The organism is Streptomyces sp. NPDC053426 (assembly GCF_055585405.1).
Map to the genome: position 1 here is coordinate 74028 of NZ_JBVJKE010000013.1, position 23877 is coordinate 97904.

The 23877-nt window shown below is 71.6% G+C and carries 23 protein-coding genes; 15 read left to right on the plus strand and 8 right to left on the minus strand.

Features of this window, described 5'->3' with window-relative positions:
- Positions 1 to 38: 38 nt before the first annotated feature.
- Positions 39 to 476 carry a GNAT family N-acetyltransferase gene (locus tag ACZ62B_RS25595; protein ID WP_344560559.1) on the plus strand — a complete coding sequence of 146 codons (438 nt, stop codon included), beginning with the start codon at positions 39 to 41 and terminating at the stop codon, positions 474 to 476.
- 120 nt (positions 477 to 596) lie between these two features.
- The gene (locus tag ACZ62B_RS25600; protein ID WP_344560560.1) at positions 597 to 1190 is read left to right on the plus strand and encodes a histidine phosphatase family protein; all 594 of its coding nucleotides are present in this window, start codon (positions 597 to 599) and stop codon (positions 1188 to 1190) included.
- Here the strand turns inward: ACZ62B_RS25600 and ACZ62B_RS25605 are convergent.
- Entirely contained in the window at positions 1172 to 1612 is a 441-nt protein-coding gene (locus ACZ62B_RS25605; protein WP_344560561.1) for a DUF6314 family protein, read from the minus strand. The two genes, ACZ62B_RS25600 and ACZ62B_RS25605, sit on opposite strands and share 19 nt — an antisense overlap.
- A 152-nt stretch (positions 1613 to 1764) precedes the next feature.
- Here ACZ62B_RS25605 and ACZ62B_RS25610 point away from each other — a divergent pair, with 152 nt between their 5' ends.
- The 7 genes from ACZ62B_RS25610 (at position 1765) to ACZ62B_RS25640 (ending at position 9525) form a co-directional block, all read left to right on the plus strand.
- Positions 1765 to 4254 (plus strand): alpha-L-arabinofuranosidase C-terminal domain-containing protein, encoded by a 2490-nt coding sequence (locus ACZ62B_RS25610; RefSeq protein WP_469692209.1) that lies wholly within the window; start codon positions 1765 to 1767, stop codon positions 4252 to 4254.
- A gap of 42 nt (positions 4255 to 4296) precedes the next feature.
- On the plus strand, positions 4297 to 4605 hold the full coding sequence (locus ACZ62B_RS25615) for a hypothetical protein (RefSeq protein WP_469692211.1): 309 nt from the start codon (positions 4297 to 4299) through the stop codon (positions 4603 to 4605).
- A 95-nt stretch (positions 4606 to 4700) separates the two neighbouring features.
- Positions 4701 to 5729, plus strand: coding sequence for an N-acetyl-gamma-glutamyl-phosphate reductase (gene argC / locus ACZ62B_RS25620; RefSeq protein WP_468720367.1), 1029 nt, complete (start codon positions 4701 to 4703; stop codon positions 5727 to 5729).
- Entirely contained in the window at positions 5726 to 6877 is a 1152-nt protein-coding gene (gene argJ, locus ACZ62B_RS25625) for a bifunctional glutamate N-acetyltransferase/amino-acid acetyltransferase ArgJ (RefSeq protein WP_344560565.1), read from the plus strand. Before argC ends, argJ begins: the two co-directional genes overlap by 4 nt.
- Positions 6874 to 7776 carry an acetylglutamate kinase gene (gene argB, locus ACZ62B_RS25630; protein WP_344560566.1) on the plus strand — a complete coding sequence of 301 codons (903 nt, stop codon included), beginning with the start codon at positions 6874 to 6876 and terminating at the stop codon, positions 7774 to 7776. The genes argJ and argB overlap by 4 nt, the downstream gene beginning before the upstream one ends.
- Complete coding sequence (locus ACZ62B_RS25635) at positions 7773 to 8978, plus strand: acetylornithine transaminase (protein WP_344560567.1); 1206 nt, start codon at positions 7773 to 7775, stop codon at positions 8976 to 8978. Before argB ends, ACZ62B_RS25635 begins: the two co-directional genes overlap by 4 nt.
- Positions 8979 to 8985: 7 nt before the next feature.
- Positions 8986 to 9525 (plus strand): arginine repressor, encoded by a 540-nt coding sequence (locus tag ACZ62B_RS25640; RefSeq protein WP_073933707.1) that lies wholly within the window; start codon positions 8986 to 8988, stop codon positions 9523 to 9525.
- Between the two features lie 311 nt (positions 9526 to 9836).
- Here ACZ62B_RS25640 and ACZ62B_RS25645 read toward each other — a convergent pair whose 3' ends face one another.
- The 6 genes from ACZ62B_RS25645 to ACZ62B_RS25670 all read right to left on the minus strand — a co-directional run bounded on the left by ACZ62B_RS25645 (position 9837) and on the right by ACZ62B_RS25670 (position 15202).
- Positions 9837 to 10574, minus strand: a complete 738-nt coding sequence (locus ACZ62B_RS25645) for an FAD:protein FMN transferase (RefSeq protein WP_344560721.1) — start codon at positions 10572 to 10574, stop codon at positions 9837 to 9839.
- Positions 10575 to 10629: 55 nt separating this feature from the next.
- A complete protein-coding gene (locus tag ACZ62B_RS25650; protein WP_469692215.1) occupies positions 10630 to 11409 on the minus strand; it encodes an FMN-binding protein in 780 nt (259 codons plus the stop codon).
- 52 nt (positions 11410 to 11461) lie between these two features.
- Entirely contained in the window at positions 11462 to 12844 is a 1383-nt protein-coding gene (locus ACZ62B_RS25655; protein WP_073933709.1) for a ferredoxin reductase family protein, read from the minus strand.
- 97 nt (positions 12845 to 12941) lie between these two features.
- Positions 12942 to 13643, minus strand: a complete 702-nt coding sequence (locus tag ACZ62B_RS25660) for a L,D-transpeptidase family protein (RefSeq protein WP_344560569.1) — start codon at positions 13641 to 13643, stop codon at positions 12942 to 12944.
- Between the two features lie 3 nt (positions 13644 to 13646).
- Complete coding sequence (locus ACZ62B_RS25665) at positions 13647 to 14234, minus strand: pyridoxamine 5'-phosphate oxidase family protein (protein ID WP_469692218.1); 588 nt, start codon at positions 14232 to 14234, stop codon at positions 13647 to 13649.
- A gap of 125 nt (positions 14235 to 14359) precedes the next feature.
- Positions 14360 to 15202: a hypothetical protein gene (locus ACZ62B_RS25670; RefSeq protein WP_469692220.1), complete on the minus strand. Its 843-nt coding sequence runs from the start codon at positions 15200 to 15202 to the stop codon at positions 14360 to 14362.
- A gap of 203 nt (positions 15203 to 15405) precedes the next feature.
- Here ACZ62B_RS25670 and ACZ62B_RS25675 point away from each other — a divergent pair, with 203 nt between their 5' ends.
- From ACZ62B_RS25675 to ACZ62B_RS25695, 5 genes are all read left to right on the plus strand, one after another.
- Positions 15406 to 16599 (plus strand): argininosuccinate synthase, encoded by a 1194-nt coding sequence (locus ACZ62B_RS25675; protein ID WP_344560572.1) that lies wholly within the window; start codon positions 15406 to 15408, stop codon positions 16597 to 16599.
- Between the two features lie 115 nt (positions 16600 to 16714).
- The gene (argH, locus tag ACZ62B_RS25680; RefSeq protein WP_344560573.1) at positions 16715 to 18148 is read left to right on the plus strand and encodes an argininosuccinate lyase; all 1434 of its coding nucleotides are present in this window, start codon (positions 16715 to 16717) and stop codon (positions 18146 to 18148) included.
- A 144-nt stretch (positions 18149 to 18292) separates the two neighbouring features.
- A complete protein-coding gene (locus tag ACZ62B_RS25685) occupies positions 18293 to 19264 on the plus strand; it encodes an aldo/keto reductase (protein WP_344560574.1) in 972 nt (323 codons plus the stop codon).
- An 86-nt stretch (positions 19265 to 19350) separates the two neighbouring features.
- The gene (locus ACZ62B_RS25690) at positions 19351 to 19920 is read left to right on the plus strand and encodes a TetR/AcrR family transcriptional regulator (RefSeq protein ID WP_469692222.1); all 570 of its coding nucleotides are present in this window, start codon (positions 19351 to 19353) and stop codon (positions 19918 to 19920) included.
- A complete protein-coding gene (locus ACZ62B_RS25695; protein ID WP_469692224.1) occupies positions 19917 to 21428 on the plus strand; it encodes an MFS transporter in 1512 nt (503 codons plus the stop codon). Before ACZ62B_RS25690 ends, ACZ62B_RS25695 begins: the two co-directional genes overlap by 4 nt.
- A 156-nt stretch (positions 21429 to 21584) precedes the next feature.
- On the opposite strand, the gene ACZ62B_RS25700 is transcribed toward ACZ62B_RS25695, so the two are convergent.
- Complete coding sequence (locus ACZ62B_RS25700) at positions 21585 to 22256, minus strand: lysophospholipid acyltransferase family protein (RefSeq protein ID WP_073933718.1); 672 nt, start codon at positions 22254 to 22256, stop codon at positions 21585 to 21587.
- A 416-nt stretch (positions 22257 to 22672) separates the two neighbouring features.
- Here ACZ62B_RS25700 and ACZ62B_RS25705 point away from each other — a divergent pair, with 416 nt between their 5' ends.
- Positions 22673 to 23842 (plus strand): glycerophosphodiester phosphodiesterase, encoded by a 1170-nt coding sequence (locus ACZ62B_RS25705; RefSeq protein ID WP_344560577.1) that lies wholly within the window; start codon positions 22673 to 22675, stop codon positions 23840 to 23842.
- The last annotated feature ends 35 nt before the right edge of the window (positions 23843 to 23877 follow it).

Genomic DNA, 23877 nt, shown 5'->3' on the forward strand with positions numbered 1-23877 from the left:
GTTCGACGCCGTACGGCCCGGCCTGCGACCATCCGGCCATGACCGACTCCCCGCGCCTGCCCGAGGGCTACGAGATCTCCACCGACCCCGCCCGCATCGACGCCGAACGCGTGCACCGGTGGCTGTCCACCGACGCCTACTGGGCCCTGGGCCGCTCCCGTGAGAAGCAGGACCGGGCGATCGGGGGATCCCTCAACTTCGGCGTGTACGACACCTTCTCGGGGGAGCAGGTGGCGTACGCCCGGGTCATCACCGACCGGGCGACCTTCGCCTGGCTGTGCGATGTGTACGTGGACCCGTCGGTGCGCGGCAAGGGCGTCGGTACGGCGCTGGTGGCGGCCGTGCGGGAGGAGCTGCGGCCCTGCGGGCCGAAGCGCGTCGTGCTGGCCACGCACGACGCGCACGAGGTCTACGCCAGGCTCGGTTTCCGGCCGTTGGAGCGGCCCGACCAGTGGATGGCGCTCGTCGAAGGATGACGGAGCGTTTCGCGGCACTTGTCCGGCGCGTCCTTACCAGTCGGTAAACCTGGATGCACCTTGAGTGACGGCTCGGTGACACCCCTTGACCCGCGCACCCCGGAGACCCACGATCCCCGCATGGCACTTCGGGTCACGTTCGTCGCCGCCGCGGGGAGCTCCTCGGTGCTCGCCGAACGCTTCGAGGACGACCGGCCGCTGGACCAGGCCGGCTGGGGCGAGGTGCAACGGGTCGCGCACGAACTGCTGCCGCTCGCCGCGGCCGATCTGCGCTACTGCTCCCCGGCCCCGCGCAGCCGCGCCACCGGCGAGGGCCTCGGGTACGCGCCGCTGGTGCAACTCGCCCTGCGTGACTGCGACATGGGCCGCTGGCGGGGGCTGACCCTGGGGGAGGCGATGGCCCGGGAACCGGGGGCCGTGGACGCCTGGCTGGCCGACCCGCGGTCCACCCCGCACGGCGGGGAGTCGCTGCCGGCCTTCATCGGCCGGGTCGGCGGCTGGCTCGACACCCGGCCGGTCGAGGACGGCTGCCGGGTCGTCGCGGTGGCCGAGCCGTCGGTGATCCGCGCGGCCCTGGTGTACGTGCTCAAGGCCCCGCCCGCCACGTACTGGAACATCGACGTCCGTTCGTTGTCGGCGATCGGTGTCGCCGGCCGGGCGGGCCGCTGGAACCTGCGCCTCGAAGGGGTGTCCGCTCAGCCCACGCGCGCGTAGCCGGTGGTGAGCTCCAGGTCCTTCGCGGGGCCGCGCACCCGCCAGAGGGTCCGCCAGTGGTCCGCGTCCCGGACGGTGAACTCGCCCCGGTAGAGGTCGGCCGAGCAGGGGTGGTCGGCGACGTACCGTCCCGTGGTGAGGTCCAGGCCGTGGAAGGGGCGCCCGTCCGCGAACCGTACGTCCGCCGTGCCACCCGGTCCGGGCAGGAAGCGCAGGGTCCGCTCGGCGGGCCGGGTGACGCCCCGCCAGGTGAAGTCGCCGGACTCGCTCTGCAGCAGACCGCCGCCCTCCAGCGGGCCGAAAACGACCGTCCCCTCGAAGCGCCCCTCCTCGCCGCTCGCCAGATCCCGCACGGTCCGTTCCGCCCGCCAGCGGCCGCTCAGATAGCCCAGTGCGTCGGGCACTGGCCAGAACTCGCCCATCCCGCCTCGTTCCCGCGTGGTGTCCGTCGTCGCACGACCCATTGACGTGCCCCTGTCTCCTCCCTATCTTGCCGTTCGAAGTGCTGACCATTGATCGATATATCGAACACCTCCTAGAGTCGCCCACTCCTAGAGAGAGCCGCCGAGTGTCCATGTCACGCACCGCACGCCACCGCGCCCGCCTCAGACTCGGGCTCACCGCCACCGCGCTCCTGACGGCCACCGCCCTCGTCCCGGCCCCCGCGCACGCCGAGGCCGCCGCCGACTACACGATCACCGTCGACCCGGGCGCCGAGGGCGCGGCGATCGACGACACGATGTACGGCGTCTTCTTCGAGGACATCAACCGGGCCGCCGACGGCGGCCTGTACGCCGAACTCGTGCAGAACCGGTCCTTCGAGTACTCCACCGCCGACAACGGCTCCTACACGCCCCTGACCTCCTGGTCGGTGAGCGGTACGGCCGAGGTGGTGAACGACTCCGGCCGGCTCAACGAGCGCAACCGCAACTACCTCTCCCTGGGCGCCGGTTCGTCGGTCACGAACTCCGGCTACAACACCGGCGTCCGGGTCGAGGAGGGCGAGCGGTACGACTTCTCGGTGTGGGCCCGTACCGAGAGCGCCACCACCCTCACCGTCACGCTGAAGGACGCCGCCGGTGAGCTCGCGAGGGCCCGCAAGGTGGCCGTCGAGGGCGGCTGGGCGAAGTACGAGGCCACCTTCGAGGCGTCCCGCACCAGCAACCGCGGCCGGCTCTCCGTCGCCACCGCGAACGCGGCGGCCCTCGACATGGTGTCGCTGTTCCCGCGCGACACCTACAAGCACCAGTCCAACGGGCTGCGCAAGGACCTCGCCGAGAAGATCGCCGCCCTCGAACCCGGCTTCGTCCGCTTCCCCGGCGGCTGCCTGGTCAACACCGGCTCCATGGAGGACTACAGCGAGGCCTCCGGCTGGGAGCGCAAGCGCTCCTACCAGTGGAAGGACACCGTGGGCCCGGTCGAGGAACGCGCCACCAACGCCAACTTCTGGGGCTACAACCAGAGCTACGGCCTCGGCTACTACGAGTACTTCCGCTTCGCCGAGGACATCGGCGCGATGCCGCTGCCCGTCGTCCCCGCCCTGGTCACCGGCTGCGGCCAGAACAAGGCCACCGACGACGAGGCGCTGCTGAAGCGGCACATCCAGGACACCCTCGACCTGATCGAGTTCGCCAACGGCCCGGCGAACTCCACCTGGGGCAAGGTGCGCGCCGAGATGGGACACCGCAAGCCCTTCGGCCTCACCCACATCGGGGTCGGCAACGAGGAGAACCTGCCGCGCGAGTTCTTCGCCCGCTTCGAGCGGTTCCGGGCCGCCATCGAGGCGGAGTACCCGGACATCACCGTGATCTCCAACTCCGGCCCCGACGACTCCGGCACGACCTTCGACACCGCCTGGCAGCTCAACCGCGAGGGCGACGTCGACATGGTCGACGAGCACTACTACAACAGCCCGCAGTGGTTCCTGCAGAACAACGACCGCTACGACTCCTACGACCGCGGCGGCCCCAAGGTCTTCCTCGGCGAGTACGCCTCCCAGGGCAACGCCTGGAAGAACGGCCTCGCCGAAGCCGCCTTCATGACCGGCCTGGAGCGCAACGCCGACATCGTCGAGCTGGCCTCGTACGCTCCGCTGCTCGCCAACGAGGACTACGTCCAGTGGTCGCCGGACATGATCTGGTTCAACAACCACGCCTCGTGGGGCTCGGCCAACTACGAGGTCCAGAAGCTGTTCATGACCAACGTCGGCGACCGCGTGGTCCCGTCGCGGGCGAGCACCACGCCGGACGTCAGCGGCCCCATCACGGGAGCCGTCGGCCTGTCGACGTGGGCGACGAGCGCGGCGTACGACGACGTGAAGGTGACCGCCGCCGACGGCACGACGCTGCTGAGCGACGACTTCTCCGGTGACGCATCGAAGTGGACCCACAGCGGCGGCGGAAGCTGGAGCGTCCAGGACGGGCAGTACGTGCAGACCGACGAGGCCGCCGAGAACACCCTGGTCACGGCCGGTGACCCGGCCTGGCAGGACTACGACCTGCATGTGAGGGCCACCAAGAAGGCCGGCAAGGAGGGCTTCCTCGTCGCCTTCGGCGTCAAGGACACCGGCAACTACTACTGGTGGAACCTCGGCGGCTGGAACAACACCCAGTCCGCCGTCGAGCAGGCCTCGGACGGCGGCAAGTCGACGCTGATCTCCAAGGCCGGCTCCATCGAGACGGGCCGTGCCTACGACATCGACGTCAAGGTGCGGGGCCGCCAGGTGACCCTCTACCTCGACGGCCAGGAGTGGGGCGGCTTCACCGACGACAAGCCGGCCGAGCCGTTCCGCCAGGTGGTCACCGAGGACGCCCGCACCGGCGACCTGATCGTCAAGGTCGTCAACGCCCAGCCGTCCGAGGCCCGCACCGCGATCGACCTCGGCGGCGCGAAGGTCTCCTCGCGGGCCCGTGTGACCACCCTGGCCGCCGACGCGGACGCGGTCAACACGGAGACGGACGCCCCGGTCACCCCGGTGACCTCCACCTTCCGGGGCGTGGCGAGCGAGTTCACGTACACCTTCCCGGCGCACTCGGTGACGTTCCTGCGGATCAAGCAGCGGTGACCCCGGCCCGCCGGGAGACCGGCGGGCTAGGCTCTCGTGCTCATGAGCGTCGTAAGGGTCTGGAAGGGGGTGCGGCGGGCCGACAGGTCCGTCGCACCCTTCGTCGTGGCGGGGAACGTCCTGGTGGGCGGCGTGCTCCTGTGGCTGGCGATCGGCGGGATCGGGAACCCCGCCACCCGTGAGGAGGAGAACGCCGCGCAGGACCTGGCGCTGCGGATCTTCGGCTGCTGGCTGCTGGGCGGGGTGGCGCTGTTCGCCGTGCTCGGCATGGTCCGCTCCCTGCTCGGACACCTCGCCGCCCTGCTCCTCACCCCCCTCGTGATCACCGTCGCCCTGATGGCCCTGGCCTGACCCCCGCCGCCGACGGCCGCGGGATCGTTCCGGGACCGCATTGCATAAACGTGCATGGAAACGTATAGTCATGCCATCCAGGAGGAGGGTTTTCCATGGTGGTACGTGCTGCGGTGGCCGGAGCGAGCGGGTATGCGGGCGGTGAGCTGCTGCGTCTGCTCCTGACGCACCCCGAGGTCGAGATCGGTGCCCTGACCGGCAACTCCAACGCCGGGCAGCGGCTGGGCGCGCTCCAGCCGCATCTGCTGCCGCTGGCCGACCGCGTACTGGAGCCGACCACGCCCGAGGTGCTCGCCGGGCACGACGTCGTCTTCCTCGCGCTGCCGCACGGCCAGTCCGCCGCCGTCGCCGAGCAGCTCGGCGAGGAGGTGCTCGTGGTCGACATGGGCGCCGACTTCCGGCTGGAGGACGCCGCCGACTGGGAGGCGTTCTACGGCTCCCCGCACGCCGGCACCTGGCCCTACGGCCTGCCCGAACTGCCGGGTGCCCGTGCCGCGCTGGAGGGGTCCAAGCGCGTCGCGGTGCCCGGTTGCTACCCGACCGCCGTCTCCCTCGCCCTCTTCCCGGCGTACGCCGCCGGCCTCGCGGAGCCCGAGGCGGTGATCGTCGCCGCCTCCGGCACCTCCGGCGCCGGCAAGGCGGCCAAGCCGCACCTGCTGGGCTCCGAGGTCATGGGCTCCATGTCCCCGTACGGCGTGGGCGGCGGACACCGGCACACCCCCGAGATGATCCAGAACCTCAGCGCGGCGGCGGGCGAGCGGGTCTCCGTCTCCTTCACGCCGACCCTCGCACCGATGCCCCGCGGCATCCTCGCCACCTGCACCGCCAAGGCGAAGCCCGGCGTCACCGCCGAGTCCGTGCGCGCCGCCTACGAGAAGGCCTTCGCCGACGAGCCCTTCGTCCACCTCCTGCCCGAGGGACGGTGGCCCGCGACCGCGTCCGTCCACGGTTCCAACGCCGTTCAGATCCAGGTCGCGTACGACACCGCCGCCGGCCGGATCATCGCGATCAGCGCCATCGACAACCTGACCAAGGGCACCGCGGGCGGTGCCGTCCAGAGCATGAACCTCGCCCTGGGCCTCGACGAGGCCACCGGGCTGACGACGATCGGAGTTGCGCCGTGAGTGTGACGGCAGCGAAGGGATTCACGGCGGCGGGCATCGCCGCCGGGATCAAGGAGAACGGCAACCCCGACCTGGCCCTCGTGGTCAACAACGGCCCCCGCCGCGCCGCCGCCGGCGTCTTCACCTCCAACCGCGTCAAGGCGGCACCCGTGCTCTGGTCCGAGCAGGTGCTGAAGAGCGGGCAGTTGTCCGCCGTCGTCCTCAACTCCGGGGGCGCCAACGCCTGCACGGGACCGAAGGGCTTCCAGGACACCCACGCCACCGCCGAGAAGGCGGCCGAGGTGCTGGGGACCGGAGCGGGCGAGATCGCCGTCTGCTCGACGGGACTCATCGGCGTGCTGCTCCCCATGGACAAGCTGCTCCCCGGCGTCGAGACCGCCGCCGGCCGGCTCTCCGAGCACGGCGGTGAGAAGGCCGCCATCGCCATCAAGACCACCGACACCGTCCACAAGACCTCCGTCGTCACCAAGGACGGCTGGACCGTCGGCGGCATGGCCAAGGGCGCCGGCATGCTCGCCCCCGGCCTCGCCACCATGCTCGTCGTCCTCACCACCGACGCCGACCTCGGCTCCGAGGTGCTCGACAAGGCCCTGCGCGACGCGACCCGGGTCACCTTCGACCGGGTCGACTCCGACGGCTGCATGTCCACCAACGACACCGTGCTGCTGCTCGCCTCCGGCGCCTCCGGGGCCACGCCCGGGTACGAGGAGTTCGCCGAGGCCGTACGGACCGTCTGCGACGACCTCGGCCAGCAGCTCATCCGCGACGCCGAGGGCGCCAGCAAGGACATCAAGGTCGAGGTGATCAACGCGGCGTCGGAGGACGACGCCGTCGAGGTGGGCCGCTCCATCGCCCGCAACAACCTCCTCAAGTGCGCCATCCACGGCGAGGACCCCAACTGGGGCCGCGTCCTCTCCGCGATCGGCACCACGAAGGCCGCCTTCGAGCCCGACGAGCTCAACGTCGCCATCAACGGCGTCTGGGTCTGCAAGAACGGCGGCGTCGGCGAGGACCGCGACCAGGTCGACATGCGCTACCGCGAGGTCCACGTCGTCGCCGACCTCGCCGCCGGTGACGCCACCGCCACCATCTGGACCAACGACCTCACCGCCGACTACGTCCACGAGAACAGCGCGTATTCGTCATGACCAACACCCGTAAGCACACCGCGCTGCCCAAGGCCCAGATCCTCATCGAGGCGCTGCCCTGGCTGACCCGCCACCACGGCAAGACCGTCGTCATCAAGTTCGGCGGCAACGCCATGGTCGACGAGGACCTGAAAGCCGCCTTCGCCCAGGACGTCGTCTTCCTGCGCCACGCCGGCCTCAAGCCCGTCGTCGTGCACGGCGGCGGCCCCCAGATCAGCCGCGCGCTCGACCGGCACGGCATCGTCAGCGAGTTCAAGGCCGGCCTGCGCGTCACCACCGAGGACGCCATGGACGTCGTGCGCATGGTGCTCGCCGGACAGGTGCAGCGCGAACTGGTCGGGCTGCTCAACCGGCACGGCCCGCTCGCCGTCGGCCTCACCGGCGAGGACGCGCACACCCTCACCGCCACCAAGCACCGGCCCGAGATCGACGGCGAGCTCGTCGACATCGGGCGGGTCGGCGAGATCACCGACATCGACACCGGCGCGATCGAGGCCCTGCTCGCCGACGGCCGCATCCCGGTCGTCTCGTCGATCGCCCGCAGTCAGGACGACCACCATGTCTACAACGTCAATGCTGATACGGCGGCTGCGGCACTCGCTGCCGCGCTGGGCGCCGAGACCCTCATGGTCCTCACGGACGTCGAAGGACTCTACGAGGACTGGCCGAACAGCGACGAGGTGATCAGCCGGCTCACCGCGTCCCAGCTCGAGAAACTCCTGCCGGAGCTGTCCTCCGGCATGGTGCCGAAGATGGAGGGCTGTCTGCACGCCGTGCGCAACGGCGTGACCACCGCCCGCGTCATCGACGGCCGGGTCCAGCACTCGATCCTGCTGGAGATCTTCACGGACGAGGGCATCGGCACGATGGTCGTGCCCGACGAACAGGGGGAGTCGTGACCAACGCAGAACTCACCGCACGGTGGCAGGGCGCGCTGATGAACAACTACGGCACGCCGCGCCTGCCCCTCGTACGCGGCGAGGGCCCGAAGGTCTGGGACGCCGAGGGCACGCAGTACCTCGACTTCGTCGGAGGCATCGCGACCAACGCACTCGGCCACGCCCACCCGGCGATCGTCGAGGCCGTCAGCCGGCAGATCGGCTCCCTCGGCCACATCTCCAACTTCTTCATGGCCGAGCCGACCGTCGCCCTCGCCGAACGGCTGCTCCGGCTCTTCGGCCGGGACGGCAGGGTCTTCTTCTGCAACTCCGGCGCCGAGGCCAACGAGGCCGCCTTCAAGATCGGCCGGCTCACCGGGCGGACCCACGTCGTCGCCACCGAGGGCGCCTTCCACGGCCGTACGATGGGCGCCCTCGCGCTCACCGGGCAGCCCGGCAAGCGGGAGCCGTTCCAGCCGCTGCCCGCCGACGTCACCCACGTGCCCTTCGGCGACGCGCAGGCGCTGGCCGCCGCGGTCACCGAGGAGACGGCCCTGGTGATCATCGAGCCCATCCAGGGCGAACTCGGTGTCGTCGTCCCGCCCGCCGGCTACCTGAAGGCGGCCCGCGCCATCACCGCCGCCACCGGCGCGCTGCTCGTCCTCGACGAGGTGCAGACCGGCATCGGCCGGACCGGGCACTGGTTCGAGTACCAGGCCCACGACGGCGTCCTGCCGGACGTCGTCACCCTCGCCAAGCAGCTCGGCGGCGGCCTGCCGCTCGGCGCCACCGTCGCCTTCGGCCGCGCCGCCGACCTGCTCCGGCCCGGCCACCACGGCACGACCTTCGGCGGCAACCCGGTCGCCTGCGCCGCCGGACTCGCCGTGCTCGACACCATCGAGGACGAGGGGCTGCTGGAGAACGTCAAGCGGCAGGGCGAGAAACTCCGCGACGGGATCGAGGGGGCCGGCCACGCCTTGATCGACCATGTCCGGGGCTCGGGCCTCCTCCTGGGTATCGTGCTCACCGAGCCGCTCGCGCCCCGGGTGCAACAGGCGGCTCAGGACGCCGGATTCCTCGTGAACGCGCCCGCCCCCGATGTCGTACGGCTGATGCCGCCGCTGAACCTCGGGGACGACGCGGTGGACGCCTTCCTCGGGGCGCTGCCCGGCATCCTGGACCAGGCCGGTACGGCGGGCGGGGAAGGACGATCCGGAGAATGAGACGACGATGAGCCAGGAGCAGGACCAGGGGCAGCAGGCCGGGCCCGCCGTGCCGCAGACGCGCACCGCACGCCACCGCCGGATCGTGGACATCCTCAACCGGCAGCCGGTGCGGTCGCAGAGCCAGCTCGCGAAGCTGCTCGCGGACGACGGGCTGAGCGTCACCCAGGCGACGCTGTCGCGGGACCTGGACGAGCTGAACGCGGTGAAGATCCGCAACAACGACGGTGACCTGATCTACGCGGTGCCGAGTGAAGGGGGGTTCCGCACGCCTCGCGCTCCGCTGGGGGAGTCGGCGAAGGAGGAGCGGATGCGGAGGCTGTCGCAGGAGCTGCTGATCTCCGCGGAGGCCTCCGCGAACCTGGTCGTCCTGCGGACCCCGCCCGGTGCGGCCCAGTTCCTGGCCTCGGCCATCGACCAGGCGGAGCTCCACGACATCCTCGGCACGATCGCCGGCGACGACACGCTGCTGCTGATCAGCAGGGAGCCGACGGGGGGTCAGGCCCTGGCGGACCACTTGCTCCGCCTGGCCCAGAACGGCCACTGATCGCTCCGCGGGTCTCTCCGGTACGCCCCCTGCGGGTCGTTTGTGGCTGGTCGCGCAGTTCCCCGCGCCCCTGGGGAACTGCAGTACTCCCGACTGAGAGGCCCCGCAGCGGGGCCCCGCGCCGCAGCCGCAGCCCCCGCGCGGCAGTCGCGGGCTTCCCGCCCGTAGCCGCGGGCAGTCGTGCCTCCCCCAGTGCCTTAAAGGCCTGGGAGGTGCCCCCAGGGCGGCACGGGTGGGCGCGGCGGCGCTCCGCGGACGCGGTGAGTGAAACCGTTGCCTCATCCGCAGCGCCGCTCACCCAGGAGCGCCGCTCACCCCAGCCACCCCGCCAACCCCCCGGTGCACCGCACCTCGTCGCCCGCCGTGATCAGCAGCGCCTCGACGTCCGGGAGGGACTCCAGCCACCGCAACCCCTCCCGCGACCCCATCGCGAACGCCGCCGTGGCCCAGCAGTCCGCCCACGTCAGGCGAGGGGCGACGACCGTCACCGCGACCAGATCGGTCACCGCGGAGCGCCCCGTGCGCGGATCGACGATGTGATCGCCCCGCTCGGCCGTGCCGGACGTCGCCACAGCCAGTTCCGAGGCGCCCGCCGCGGAGACGACCGCGGCGAGACCTCCCGGACGCAACGGGTCCGACACCCCCACCCGCCACGGCCGCCCCGCCCCCGGCCCACCCAGCAACTGGACGTCCCCGCCCCCGTTGACACTCACCCCCGTCACCCCCGCGGCAGCGAGCCGCCGCGCCGCCCGCTCCGTGGCCCAGCCCTTCACGACGCCCGTCGGATCGAGCCGACCCCGGTAACGCGGACTGAACCAGCCCTCACTCACCCGCTCCGCCTCCGCCGCCAGCTCCAGCACCTCGGCGACCTCGGCATCGCACTCCCCGACGCTCAGCTCACCCCGCGCCAGCCGGGAGATCTGGCTGTCGTCGCGGTACGTGCTGAACACCTCGTCGACCCGGTGCAGCCCCGCGACCGCCTCCTCCAGCGCCGCGCGCACCACGGCGGGTTCCCCGCCGCGGACGTCGAGGGAGAAGACGGTCCCCATCGTCTCCTCCGCGTGACGCACCGCGGCGGGAGTCTCGGCCGGCTCGGCCACCGTGTCAGCCACCGGCCTTGTCCAGCGCCGACTGAAGTGACTGTTTGTACCCCGCGCTCGTGTACGTGGCCCCCGACACCGCGTCGATCCCCGCGTCCCCGGCCGCCACCGCCGCCTGGTTGAGCTTCGGCACCGCGTCGGAGTTGACCTGGTCGCTCTGCCCGCCCTTGGGCGTCCGCACCGCCTCCGCCTTGGTGATCTTCCCGCCGCTGACGGTGATCCGCACCTGTACCGGCCCGTACTGCGTCTGCGCCACGTCCCCGGTGACGGTCCGCGCCCGCGCGCTCCCGGCACCGTCCCCGGCGCCCTGCCCGGCACCGTCCCCGGACCCGGCCGCCCGCGCCTTGTCCAGCGCCGACTGCAGCGACTTCTTGTACCCGGAACTCGTATAGGTCGCCCCCGACACCGCGTCGATCTCCGCGCTCTGCGCCGCGACGGCCGCCTGGTTGAGCCTGGGCACGGCGTTGGAGGTGATCCGGTCGCTCTGCCCGCCCGCGGGCGCCCGCACCGCCTCGGCCTTGGTGATCTTCCCGCCGCTCACCGTCAGCCTGACCTGCACCGCGCCGTACTGGGTTTGCGCCGCGTCACCGGTGACGGTGCCGTTCCCGATGGGCTGGGCGGCGCCGCCCTGCGGGGACTGGGCCGCCGCGGGCGGGGCCGTGCCGCCGGCCGCGGCGGCCGAGCCGGGGTCGGACGCCGGCTTGAGCGACAGCAGCAGCACGATGCCGGACACGGTGGCGGCGGTCGCGAGCACGGCACGCCGGACGGGATGACTCTTCCTCATCGCTTCTCAAGCTCCTGGTGACTGTGGATGACCCGGGCGGACGGCCCGTCGCTCACATCTCGAACGACTCGTGATGGATACGGCGCGCGGGGACCCCGGCGCCGCGCAGCGCCTCGTACACCGACTGCGCGAACCCGGGCGGACCGCACATGAACACGTCGTGGCGGTCGACGTCCGGGATCTTCCGCCGCAGGCTCTCCGCCGAGATGTCGGGGCGCTCACCGTCGGGACTGTTCACCGCGTACATCAGCCGGGCGCCCCGCTCGTCGGCGATCTTCGCCAGCTCGCCCCACAGCGCCAGGTCCTGCGTGCTGTTGGCCCGGTACAGCAGCGTGATGTCACCGGAGGCGCCGGGCAGCGTCTCGAACAGCGCCCGCATCGGGGTGATCCCCACCCCGCCCGCCACCAGCAGCACCTTGCCCCGGCTGCGGCGCTGCGCGGTCAGCGCCCCGTACGGGCCCTCCGCCCACACCTTCGTGCCGGGCTCCAGCTCGCGCAGCCGGGAGGTGTGGTCGCCGATCGCCTTCACCGTGATCCGCAGCATGTCCGGGCGGGGCGCCGCCGACAGCGAGTACGGGTGGGAGCTGAACCGCATGCCCGGCGCCTTGAACCGCCAGCGGAAGAACTGCCCGGCCTCCGCGCCCATCCGGTGCAGCCTGCGCCCGCCGATCAGCACGGACACGATGCCCGGCGTCTCCTCGACGACCGCCTCGACCCGCATCCGGTGCCGCATGTTCAGCCGCACCGGGGTGATGATCCGGTACCACAGGACCAGCGCGGTCACGACGCCGTACAGCCCGTACCAGAAGGTCTTCGCGGTCGGTTCGACGGCGAACTCGTTGCCGGTGGTGATCTGGTGCCAGAACGTCAGGAAGACCGCCGCGTACGTCAGCAGGTGCACGTGGTACCAGCCGTCGTACGGCAGCCGGCGCCGGACCGGACCGATGGAGAGGAAGGCGATGACGAACAGCAGACCGGTGCCGATGGCGGCCTTGCCCATGTCCGGCAGCGTGTTGATGGAGGTGATGGTCTGCTGCACGATGTCGCCGAGGCTCTTGCCCGCCTGGCGGGCGTAGCCCCACATGATCAGGAAGACGTGCGCGATCACCAGGCTGACGGTGTAACGGCCGCTCATCGCGTGCCAGCGGGCGACCCGGTCCGAACCCACCCGGCGCTCCAGCGCGGGCACCCGCGCCATCTGGAGCACCACCAGGGCCATCAGATAGCCGGCGAGCAGACCGGTGATCCGGCCCGCGGCGACGATCTTCCCGGTGGTGTCCGCGATGGACGGCGTGTTGGTCCACCACAACCACAGCACGGCCACCGCGCCCGCGCCGACGGCGAGCAGCAACGGCACGGCGGGGGAGCGGCGCGGGCGGATGCGGCGCATCGTCTGGCGGCGGGCGGCACGGCCGCCGGCGAGCGTGGTGGTCACGGTTCCTCCGTGGGGACTCGGCCCTTGGCCCACAGATACGTGCCGTCACGCGGGAGTGTTCAGAGGAGGTCCGCGGTTCGGTGAGAAGAATCGCGGTTCAGTAGCGAGTGATCGCCGTGCGCCCGCTCTCCGTCCCGATCGCGATGTGCGGTCCCCGCGCGGGATCGGCCCAGCGCAGGATCTTCCGCATCGCCGTCCTCGGCACGGACACGCATCCCGCCGTCGCCCCGCGCCCGTTGACGTGCAGGAAGATCCCGGCGCCCCGGCCGCGCACCGGGCGGTGGTAGTTGAAGCCGACGACGAGGGCATGGGCGTACTGCGCGCGGTAGCCGATCAGGTGCTCGGCCTCGGCGGCCCGGCAGTCGGCCGCGCGGGGCTCGGTCCAGCGGTTGTAGGAGCGCGAGTCGCCGTCCTGGCACCACCAGGAGTTCCGCCGTACGGGACGGTAGGTGTACGCCGTCCCGTACGGCGCCGCCTCGATGCCGAAGGCGTACGGCATTCCGTACAGCCCGGTCGGTGTCGTGTCCGTGCCCTGCCGCCGGGTGGTGCCCTCCGCCAGCCCGCGCGCCCCGAAGCGGGCCGGCGCGGAACCGGCCGCCACCCAGCGGCCGTCCTCGCGGTCCCACCAGGTGACCGTGCCGGTCGTGGAGCCGGTGCCGGGTGCCACCGCGGTGATCAGCTGGGTGCCGCCCCCGGTGTCCGCCATCCGGTCCGGCAGCGGCGCGGCCGGCCGGCCGGCGCCGAGCAGGAGCAGGGACAGGGAGACGAGGACGGCGGCGGGGGCGGCACCTGGGCGCATGGCTCAGACGGTAGAGGGGGGCAGCGGCAACGGCAGCCCGGGGAGTCCGTCCAGGCTGGTCGCGATGTACTCCTTCTTGGTGAAGTACGCGTCGAGCGAGGCGTCGTCCTCCCGCGCGAACCGCTTCGCGTGCAGGTCCCGTTCGCTCTCGTACGCCATGAAGGGCACCCCGTATCCGCAGGTGTCGCGGATCAGTTCGGCCGTCACGACGACGACGGCACGCAGGCCGTGGAGGGTGTGGTCGATGCCGGGGAAGCGGGCGAGCAGTTCCCCGAAGCGCGGGTCGTCCCGGAAGACGGGCTCGCCGCGCCCGTGCACGCGCACGATGTTCGGCGGCCCCTGGAACGCGCACCACATCAGGGTGATCCGGCCGTTCTCCCGCAGATGGGCGATGGTCTCCGCGTTGGAGCCGGCGAAGTCGAGGTAGGCGACGGTGAGCTCGTCGAGGATCACGAAGGACCCCTTGAGCCCCTTGGGCGAGAGGTTGACCGTGCCGTCGGCGGACAGGGGGGCGGTGGCGGTGAAGAAGACGGGCTGTTCCTCGATGAAGGTGCGGAGGCGGCCGTCTATGCGCTCATAGGTCTTTCCCATGTGCACCGATTATGGGACAAGGTCTTTCGTTTGTCTAAGCAATTGGCGGTCGCTGGAGAAAACCGGGGAGATGCCGTGGCCGCCCCGGCCGGCGCTTGTACGGGGCGGCCACAGCGCCTGTCACCTCACTTGGTGAGTGTGCAGGCGGCCAGGGAGTCCAGCCCGGTGGGGCGTTCGGCGGTGCGGCCGATGGCGGTGGCGATGCGGTTGACGGTGGCGACGCGTTTGTCTTCGAGGGGGCCGAGGATGGCGTTCTTGACGAAGTCGGGTCCGCCCTGTCCGACGGTGTCGACGAGCCGTTTGTCGGCTTCGGCGATCTGCTTGTCGAGGTCGGCGAGGTTGCGGTCGACCTCGGCCCGCGCGGCGGCGGGGACCGCGGGCAGCTCCGGGGCCACGTCCGGGCAGGAGATGGCGCCGACGCCGGTGTCGTTCCCCGCCTCGGCGCCCTGGCCGGCGTCCTCCTCCGCCGGCGGTGTTGTCGCTTCCCCGCCGGCGCCCGTGTCGTCCTGCCCGGCCGAGCCCTCCGTGTCGAGCGAGCACGGGGCGAGAGCGTCGAGTCCGGTGGGGCGTTCGGCGGTGCGGCCGATGGCGGTGGCGATGCGGTTGACGGTGGCGACGCGTTTGTCTTCGAGGGGGCCGAGGATGGCGTTCTTGACGAAGTCGGGTCCGCCCTGTCCGACGGTGTCGACGAGTCGTTTGTCGGCTTCGGCGATCTGCTTGTCGAGGTCGGCGAGGTTGCGGTCGACCTCGGCCCGCGCGGTGGCGGGGACCGCGGGCAGCTCCGGGGCCACGTCCGGGCAGGAGATCGTGCCCGGCCCCGCCAGCGTCCGGGCGTCCGCGTCGCCGTCCCCGGACGACTCGCCGGCGAGGGCGGAGCCGGCGATCACCGCGCCGGACAGCGCCAGCGCGGCGGCGCCGCCGATGAGGCCGACGCGGCGCTTGTTGTACTTCGGAAGGGCCCTGGACATGTGGATGCCTCACTCGGGTCGGGGGTGTCACGGGTGTCCGTCGTGCTGTCTCGATCGGTCCGACGCGGCGCCTGCGTCCGGCGACAAGTACGCGAAAGCGGTTTCCGGTGTTCAACCCGCCCCGGATTCGCGAGCAGATTGACGATTCATGCGGACTCCTGCATACTCATGCATGTCAGCGAATGCACTGTAAGGAGAAACCCGTGACCGAGCGCGTCGTACTCGCCTACTCGGGCGGTCTGGACACCTCCGTCGCCATCGGCTGGATCGCCGAGGAGACGGGCGCCGAGGTCATCGCCGTTGCGGTCGACGTCGGCCAGGGCGGCGAGGACCTGGACGTCATCCGCAAGCGCGCCATCGCCTGCGGTGCCGTCGAGGCCGAGGTCGCGGACGCCAAGGACGAGTTCGCCGAGGAGTACTGCCTCCCGGCGATCAAGGCCAACGCCCTCTACATGGACCGCTACCCGCTGGTCTCCGCGCTGTCCCGGCCGACGATCGTCAAGCACCTCGTCGCCGCCGCGCAGAAGCACGGCGCCACCACCGTCGCCCACGGCTGCACCGGCAAGGGCAACGACCAGGTCCGCTTCGAGGCCGGCATCGTCGCCCTCGCCCCCGACCTGAAGTGCATCGCCCCGGTCCGCGACTACGCCATGACCCGCGACAAGGCCATCGCCTTCTGCGAGGCCAAGGGCCTGCCGATCGCGACCACCAAGAAGTCCCCGTACTCCATCGACCAGAACGTCTTCGGCCGCGCCGTCGAGACCGGCTTCCTCGAGGACATCTGGAACGCGCCGATCGAGGACGTGTACGAGTACACGCAGAACCCCGCCGTGGCGCGCGAGCCCGACGAGGTCGTCATCACCTTCAAGGAGGGTGTGCCGGTCGCCGTCGACGGCAAGCCCGTCACCGTCCTCCAGGCCATCCAGCAGCTCAACGAGCGCGCCGGCGCCCAGGGCATCGGCCGGATCGACATGGTCGAGGACCGCCTCGTCGGCATCAAGTCCCGCGAGGTGTACGAGGCCCCCGGCGCGATCGCCCTGATCACCGCCCACCAGGAGCTGGAGAACGTCACCGTCGAGCGCGAGCTCGCCCGCTACAAGCGGCAGGTCGAGCAGCGCTGGGGCGAGCTGGTCTACGACGGCCAGTGGTTCTCCCCGCTCAAGCGCGCCCTGGACGGCTTCATCGCCGAGGCGAACCAGCACGTCAACGGTGACATCCGGATGACGCTGCACGCCGGCCGCGCCGTCGTCACCGGCCGCCGCTCGGAGTCGTCGCTGTACGACTTCAACCTGGCCACGTACGACACGGGCGACACGTTCGACCAGGCCGCCGCGAAGGGGTTCATCGACATCTACAGTCTGTCGGCGAAGATTGCCGCGAAGCGGGACTTGGCCTGACGGTCGGGTCATTGCCGTGGAAGGGGAACTGCGGGCCCGCTGTGGCTGATCGCGCAGTTCCCCGCGCCCCTTTGGGGGCGCGTTGCACATCACCATCTTTGAGGAGCGCAGGCTAGTGAGCAGCAACAGCGGTGACGTACGGCTCTGGGGCGGTCGTTTCGCCGACGGTCCCGCCGAGGCCCTGGCGAAGCTGTCCGCGTCCGTCCACTTCGACTGGCGGCTCGCGCCCTACGACATCGCCGGCTCGCGTGCCCACGCCCGCGTGCTGCACAAGGCGGGGCTGCTCACCGAGGACGAGCTGACCCGGATGATCGCCGGTCTCGACCAGCTCGAAGCGGACGTCGCCGACGGCTCCTTCACCGGCACCATCGCCGACGAGGACGTGCACACCGCCCTGGAGCGCGGCCTGCTGGAGCGGCTCGGCCCCGACCTCGGCGGCAAGCTGCGCGCCGGCCGGTCCCGCAACGACCAGGTGGCCACCCTCTTCCGCATGTACCTGCGGGACCACGCCCGCACCGTCGGCGGTCTGATCGCCGACCTCCAGGACGCGCTGACCGGCCTCGCCGAGGCCCACCCGGACGTGGCCATGCCCGGCCGCACCCACCTCCAGCACGCCCAGCCGGTGCTCTTCGCCCACCACGTCCTCGCCCACGTCCAGGCGCTGTCCCGGGACGCCGAGCGGCTGCGCCAGTGGGACGAGCGCACGGCGGTGTCCCCGTACGGCTCGGGCGCGCTCGCCGGTTCCTCCCTGGGCCTGGACCCGGAGGCCGTCGCCGAGGACCTCGGTTTCGAGCACGGCAGCGCGGCCAACTCCATCGACGGCACGGCCTCCCGCGACTTCGTCGCCGAGTTCGCCTTCATCACCGCCATGATCGGCGTGAACGTCTCCCGGATCGCCGAGGAGGTCATCATCTGGAACACGAAGGAGTTCTCCTTCGTGACCCTGCACGACGCGTTCTCCACCGGCTCGTCGATCATGCCGCAGAAGAAGAACCCGGACATCGCCGAGCTGGCACGCGGCAAGTCGGGCCGCCTGATCGGCAACCTGACCGGCCTGATGGCCACCCTCAAGGCCCTCCCGCTCGCCTACAACCGCGACCTCCAGGAGGACAAGGAGCCGGTCTTCGACTCCATCGACCAGCTGGAGGTCCTGCTCCCCGCCTTCACCGGCATGATGGCCACCCTCACCGTGCACCGCGAGCGCATGGAGGAACTGGCCCCGGCCGGCTTCTCCCTCGCCACCGACATCGCCGAGTGGCTGGTCAAGCAGGGCGTACCGTTCCGCGTCGCGCACGAGGTGGCCGGCGAGTGCGTCAAGGTCGCCGAGTCCGAGAACAAGGAACTGGACGAACTGACCGACGAACAGTTCGCCAAGATCTCCACCCACCTCACTCCGGACGTCCGCTCGGTCCTGAACGTCCCCGGCGCCCTCGCCTCCCGCGACGGCAGAGGCGGCACGGCCCCGAGCGCGGTCGCGATCCAGTTGGCAGAGGTGAAGGCGAACGTGGCGGCCCAGCACGCCTGGGCAACGGCTCGGAAGCAGGCCTGAAGGGGCGCGGGGAACTGCGCGAAGAACCCCGACGCACCCGCACCCGCAAATCAACCGCAAGAACCGAGCCCTTGGGCGAACCCAGCCGCACCGCGGGTTACGTTGGTCGGAAAGCCGAACCGGACCCGACCAACGGAGCCCGCGATGCCCTTCGCCCGACTGGCAACAGCAACAACCCCCACCTGCCACATCGGCCTCGGCCTCGCCGCCATCGGCCGCCCCGGCTACATCAACCTCGGCCGAAGCACCGACCTCGGAGAAGACCGCAGCGTGCAAACGCTGCGAACCCGCACGCACGAACTCCTCGACGCCGCCTACGCCCAAGGCGTCCGCTACTTCGACGCCGCCCGCTCCTACGGCCGCTCCGAGGAGTTCCTCGCCGACTGGCTGAAGAAGAGGACCGACGTCGACGACGTCGTCATCGGCAGCAAGTGGGGCTACACCTACACCGCCGACTGGACCACCGACGCCGAGCGGCACGAGGTCAAGGACCACTCCCTCGCGGCGTACGAGCGTCAGCGCGCCGAGACCGGGGAACTGCTCGGCGACCGGCTCGACCTCTACCAGATCCACTCGGTGACCCCCGAGAGCCCCGCCCTCACCGACAAGGAACTGCACGCCCGGCTCGCGGAGGCGGCCGGGCAGGGCCTCACCGTCGGCTTCTCCACCAGCGGCCCGGCCCAGGCCGACGCCATCCGCGCCGCCCTCGCCGTCACGGTCGACGGCGAGCCCCTCTTCCGTACCGTCCAGTCGACGTACAACGCCCTGGAGACCTCCGCCGGGCCCGCGCTCGCCGAGGCCCATGACGCCGGGCTCACCGTGATCGTCAAGGAGGGCATGGCCAACGGCCGGCTCGCCGCCGCGAACGCCCCGGAGGCGCTGCGGACCGCCGCCGAGGAGACCGGGCTCGGCTGTGACGCCGTCGCCCTCGCGCTGGTCCTGCGGCAGCCGTGGGCCGGAGTGGTCCTCTCCGGCGCGGCCACCACCGCCCAGCTCGCCTCCAACCTGCACGCCGCCGTCGTCGACCTCACCGACGACCAGCTCTCCCGCCTCGCCGCCCTGGCCGAGGAGCCCCGGGCCTACTGGGAGCGGCGCGGGCAGCTGCCCTGGCACTGAGCACCCGGCCGTTCAGCACACGGCAGCCGTGAGACCCGTACGCATTGAATGAGACATTGATGTCTCACGTGGGGTACGGTTGTCTCATGGCTGTCGATCGTGACCACGTACTGCGCAGCGCCGCCGCCCTGCTGACCCGTAAATCCACCGCGACCATGGACGAGGTCGCCAAGGCCGCCGGGATCAGCCGCGCCACGCTGCACCGGCACTTCGCCGGGCGGGACGCGCTGGTCCGGGCGCTGGAGGCGCTCGGGATCGCCGAGTGCGAGGCCGCCCTGGCCGCGGCCCGGCCCGACGAGGGACCGGCCGCCGACGCCGTGCGCCGCCTGGTCGCCGCGATCGAACCGCACGCCCCCCTGCTCGCCTTCCTCTACTCCGAGAACCAGCTGTTCGAGGGCGAGGGGCAGAACGAGGGCTGGGCCGCGATCGACGAGCGCGTCGCCGCGCTGTTCCGGCGCGGCCAGGCGAGCGGGGAGTTCCGCATCGACCTCACCCCGGCATGGCTCACCGAGGCGCTCTACGGACTGCTCGCCTCCGCCGCCTGGGCGGTGGCCGAGGGCCGGGTCGCCCCCAAGGACTTCACCCACATGATCGTCGAGCTGCTGCTCGGCGGCGCACGACGCCCGGACGCCCCGGTGCGAAGGAAGGAATCATGACCAGCGCCCTGCGGCCCGAGACCACGGCCGAGACGGTGAAGCGGCCGGGCCGGTGGCTCGCGCTCTCCGTCCTCGTGCTCGCCGTGCTGCTGGTGGCCGTCGACGCGACCGTCCTCGGCCTCGCCACCCCGTACATCAGCGAGGACCTCGCCCCCACGGGCACCCAGTTGCTGTGGATCGGCGACGTCTACTCGTTCGTGATCGCCGGTCTGCTCGTCTCCATGGGCAGCCTCGGCGACCGCATCGGCCGCAAGCGGATCCTGCTCTGCGGCGCCACCGCGTTCGGCGTGATGTCCGTGCTCAACGCCTACGCGCACACGCCCGAGGTGCTGATCCTCGCGCGGGCCCTGCTCGGTGTCGCCGGCGCCACCCTGATGCCGGCCACCCTCGCCCTGATCCGCAACCTCTTCCACGACCCGCGCGAACGCAGCCTCGCCATCGGCATCTGGGGCGCGACCGCCTCCGCGGGCACCGCCGTCGGGCCGATACTCGGCGGCTTCCTCCTCGAACACTTCTGGTGGGGCTCGGTCTTCCTGATCAACCTGCCCGTGATGGCCGTCCTGGTGGCCGTCGGCGCCAAGCTGCTCCCCGAGTCCCGCACCCCGGCCCCCGGCCCCTGGGACCTGGCCAGTGTCGTCCTGTCCCTGGTCGGCATGGTCGGCGTCGTGTACGCGGTGAAGGAGACCGCGAGCCACGGCTTCGCCCGGTCCGCCCTGGCCGCGGGGCTGCTGGGCGCGGGCGCCCTGTACGGCTTCGTACGCCGTCAGCTCACCCTTCCCGTCCCGCTGCTGGACATGCGGCTGTTCCGCCACCGCGGGTTCAGCGGAGCCGTGCTTGCCGATCTGCTGACCATCCTCGGCCTGTCCGGGCTGGTCTTCTTCCTCTCGCAGTACCTGCAACTCGTGCAGGGCAGGCGCCCGTTCGAGGCGGGCCTTGCCGAACTGCCCGCCGCGATCGGCGCGGTGGCGGCCGGACTGGTCGCCGGCCGGGCCGCCCGGCGCTGGTCGGTGCGCTCGGTCGTCGCCGGGGGACTGGCGGCCATCGGTCTCGCCCTGGCCGCGCTGACGGTGATCGGCCAGTCCACCGGCTACCCCCTGCTCGGGGCGGCACTGCTGGTGGTCGGCCTGGGCGCCGGTTTCTCCTTCACGGTGACCGCCGACGTGATCCTCTCCAGCGTCCCCAAGGAACAGGCGGGCGCGGCCTCCGCCGTCTCCGAGACGGCGTACGAACTCGGCGCGGCCCTCGGCATCGCCGTACTCGGCTCCATCGTGACCGGCGTCTACCGCGGCTTCACGGGTCCGTCCGGCACCCCGGCGGAGGCCCACGAGTCCCTGGGCGGCGCGGTGGAAGCGGCGTCCCACCTGCCCGCCGACATCGCCGGTCCGATGCTGGACGCGGCCCGCCAGTCCTTCGTGGACGGCCTCACCCTGGCAGCGGGCACCGGAGCGACGGTCCTGCTGGCAGCGGCGGCAGCGGCGTGGTTCATGCTCCGAGACCAACGGCTCTAGGAGCACGGGCACCTGAGGTCGACGGCTGGGCAGCGAGCCGTCGGGGGCGCGAGGCTGTTTCAATATGCGGCTCCGCCGCGTGGGCGCGACAAGCCACAACGCACCCGCGCCCGAAAGGCGACCCGAGCCCGCCCCCGCTTCCCTGCGAAGGTCGCGCTACGCGGCCTTCGCCTTACTGGCGTACATGTCGACGTACTCCTGCCCGGACAACCGCATGACCTCGCTCATCACCGAGTCGGTCACCGCCCGCAGCACGTACCGGTCACGCCCCATCCCGTCGTAACGGGAGAACTCCATCGCCTCGCCGAAGCGAACCGTCACCTTGCCCGGCCGGGGCAGACCCGCACCCCCCGGCTGCAACTTGTCCGTGCCGATCATCGCGAACGGCACGACCGGCGCACCGGTCATCAGGGTGAGCCGGGCGATGCCGGTACGGCCCCGGTACAGCCGGCCGTCGGGGGAGCGGGTGCCCTCCGGGTAGATGCCGAAGATCCGGCCCTCCTCCAGCACCCGGCGCCCGGTCATCAGGGCTGCCACCCCGCCCCGGCCGCCGTCGCGGTCGACCGGGATCATGCCGACGCCGGTGAAGAACCACGCCATCAGCCGGCCCTTGAGGCCCTTGCCGGTGACGTACTCGTCCTTGCCGATGAAGACGACCTGACGGTCGCAGACGAGCGGCAGGATCATCGAGTCGATGAACGTCAGATGGTTGCCGGCCAGGATGACGGGACCGTCGCCCGGGATGTTCTCCGCGCCCTCCACCTGTGGGCGGAACATCAGGCGCATGATCGGACCGAGCACTGCCTTGATGAGCGCGAAGCGGGACAACGGGCCCTCCGGTGGGAAACGGACGTCGGTTCTTGCCGTACGAGTCTGTGCAGGTGAGGACATTACTCGCGGCCCGGGGGGTTGCGCACATCGGGATCGTGGGAGTTCACCGAGGTCTTACTCACTCTTGACCCGGGTTCACCCGCGGTGGCCCGCCCGTGACCGGCGCGCGACACGGCGGTCGGGTTGTGACGGAAGTCGTCCGGACCCGCACACCCCCCCGCGTGCCCCTCTCCGCCCGGCCCAACCGGACGAGCCGTCACATCCCCGCCGGAATACGACAGACGTACGTCATCCGCATGAGGGGCGTACGCCACGCAACATCACCCGCGTGTTCGGCCGGGGGTCTCCCGTGCGTCATCCGCGCGCACCTACGATCACCCCGCACCGGACGAGCCGACACCAGGAGGACACTCATGGCAACACGGGAGTCGAACGAGCAGACGGGCGGAACCGGACGGCGGGCCCTCCTCGGCGCGGCGGTGCTCGGCGCGGGCGGAGCGGTCCTGGCGCCGGCCGGCACCGCGAGAGCCGCCGACGCGCGGCACGGCGGCGGCCGGGGGCTGAAGGGCCTGCCCGTGCCCACGATCGTCGGCCACCGCGGGGCCAGCGGTCACCGGCCCGAGCACACCCTCGGCGCCTACCAGCTCGCCCTCGACATGGGCGCGGACATCGTCGAGGCCGGCGACCTCGTCCCCACCAGGGACGGCCACCTCGTCTGCCGGCACGAACCGGAGATCGGCGGCACCACGGACGTCGCCGACCACCCCGAGTTCGCCGGCCGCCGGACCACCAAGACGCTGGACGGAGCCTCCGTCACCGGCTGGTTCACCGAGGACTTCACCCTCGCCGAACTGAAGCGGCTGCGCGCCGTCGAGCGCATCCCCGCCAACCGCCCGCACAACACCCTCTACGACGGCCGCTGGGAGATCCCCACCTTCGAGGAGGTGCTGCGCTGGCAGGACGAGCAGACCCGCAGGCGCGGCAAGCAGGTCTGGATCTACCCCGAGACCAAGCACCCCACCTACTTCCGCGGTCTCGGCCTCGGCCTGGAGGAGCGGGTCGCGAAGCTGCTGCGCAAGTACGGCAAGGACCGCCGGAACTCACCGGTCATCCTGCAGTCGTTCGAGCCGACGAGCATCCAGCGGCTGCGCCGGCTCGTGGACAACCCGCTCGTGGTCCTGCTGTCCGGCGCGAACAGCCGCCCCTGGGACTTCGTCGAGTCCGGCGACCCGCGCACCGTCGCCGACCTCGTCACCCCGAAGGGGCTGAAGGAGATCGCCTCCTACGCCCAGGGCATCGGCCCCACCCTCGACCTGGTCATCCCGCGCGACGCGGCCGGCCGGCTCACCGAGCCGACCACGCTGGTGCGCGACGCCCACCGGGCCGGTCTGATCCTGCACCCCTACACCCTGCGCAACGAGAACCCCTTCCTGCCCGCCGACTTCCGCGAGGGCACCGACCCCGACGCCTACGGCGACGTCTTCGGCGCCTACCGGACGTACTTCGCCACCGGCATCGACGGCGTCTTCACCGACCACCCGGACACCGGACTGCTGGCCCGCGAGGACTTCGTCAACGGCTGACCCGCTTTGCCCCGGTAGGGGGGATTTAGGGCCGC

What these genes read in the sequence shown, in the direction of transcription:
- ACZ62B_RS25670 (WP_469692220.1), bottom strand. Translation starts at nt 15,202, where the DNA reads ATGTCCAGGGCCCTTCCGAAGTACAACAAGCGCCGCGTCGGCCTCATC.
- ACZ62B_RS25665 (WP_469692218.1), bottom strand. Translation starts at nt 14,234, where the DNA reads ATGGGAAAGACCTATGAGCGCATAGACGGCCGCCTCCGCACCTTCATC.
- ACZ62B_RS25645 (WP_344560721.1), bottom strand. Translation starts at nt 10,574, where the DNA reads ATGGGGACCGTCTTCTCCCTCGACGTCCGCGGCGGGGAACCCGCCGTG.
- ACZ62B_RS25615 (WP_469692211.1), top strand. Translation starts at nt 4,297, where the DNA reads ATGAGCGTCGTAAGGGTCTGGAAGGGGGTGCGGCGGGCCGACAGGTCC.
- ACZ62B_RS25595 (WP_344560559.1), top strand. Translation starts at nt 39, where the DNA reads ATGACCGACTCCCCGCGCCTGCCCGAGGGCTACGAGATCTCCACCGAC.
- ACZ62B_RS25600 (WP_344560560.1), top strand. Translation starts at nt 597, where the DNA reads ATGGCACTTCGGGTCACGTTCGTCGCCGCCGCGGGGAGCTCCTCGGTG.
- ACZ62B_RS25650 (WP_469692215.1), bottom strand. Translation starts at nt 11,409, where the DNA reads ATGAGGAAGAGTCATCCCGTCCGGCGTGCCGTGCTCGCGACCGCCGCC.
- ACZ62B_RS25605 (WP_344560561.1), bottom strand. Translation starts at nt 1,612, where the DNA reads ATGGGCGAGTTCTGGCCAGTGCCCGACGCACTGGGCTATCTGAGCGGC.
- argB (WP_344560566.1), top strand. Translation starts at nt 6,874, where the DNA reads ATGACCAACACCCGTAAGCACACCGCGCTGCCCAAGGCCCAGATCCTC.
- ACZ62B_RS25690 (WP_469692222.1), top strand. Translation starts at nt 19,351, where the DNA reads ATGGCTGTCGATCGTGACCACGTACTGCGCAGCGCCGCCGCCCTGCTG.
- ACZ62B_RS25660 (WP_344560569.1), bottom strand. Translation starts at nt 13,643, where the DNA reads ATGCGCCCAGGTGCCGCCCCCGCCGCCGTCCTCGTCTCCCTGTCCCTG.
- ACZ62B_RS25705 (WP_344560577.1), top strand. Translation starts at nt 22,673, where the DNA reads ATGGCAACACGGGAGTCGAACGAGCAGACGGGCGGAACCGGACGGCGG.
- ACZ62B_RS25640 (WP_073933707.1), top strand. Translation starts at nt 8,986, where the DNA reads ATGAGCCAGGAGCAGGACCAGGGGCAGCAGGCCGGGCCCGCCGTGCCG.
- argC (WP_468720367.1), top strand. Translation starts at nt 4,701, where the DNA reads ATGGTGGTACGTGCTGCGGTGGCCGGAGCGAGCGGGTATGCGGGCGGT.
- ACZ62B_RS25685 (WP_344560574.1), top strand. Translation starts at nt 18,293, where the DNA reads ATGCCCTTCGCCCGACTGGCAACAGCAACAACCCCCACCTGCCACATC.
- ACZ62B_RS25610 (WP_469692209.1), top strand. Translation starts at nt 1,765, where the DNA reads ATGTCACGCACCGCACGCCACCGCGCCCGCCTCAGACTCGGGCTCACC.
- ACZ62B_RS25695 (WP_469692224.1), top strand. Translation starts at nt 19,917, where the DNA reads ATGACCAGCGCCCTGCGGCCCGAGACCACGGCCGAGACGGTGAAGCGG.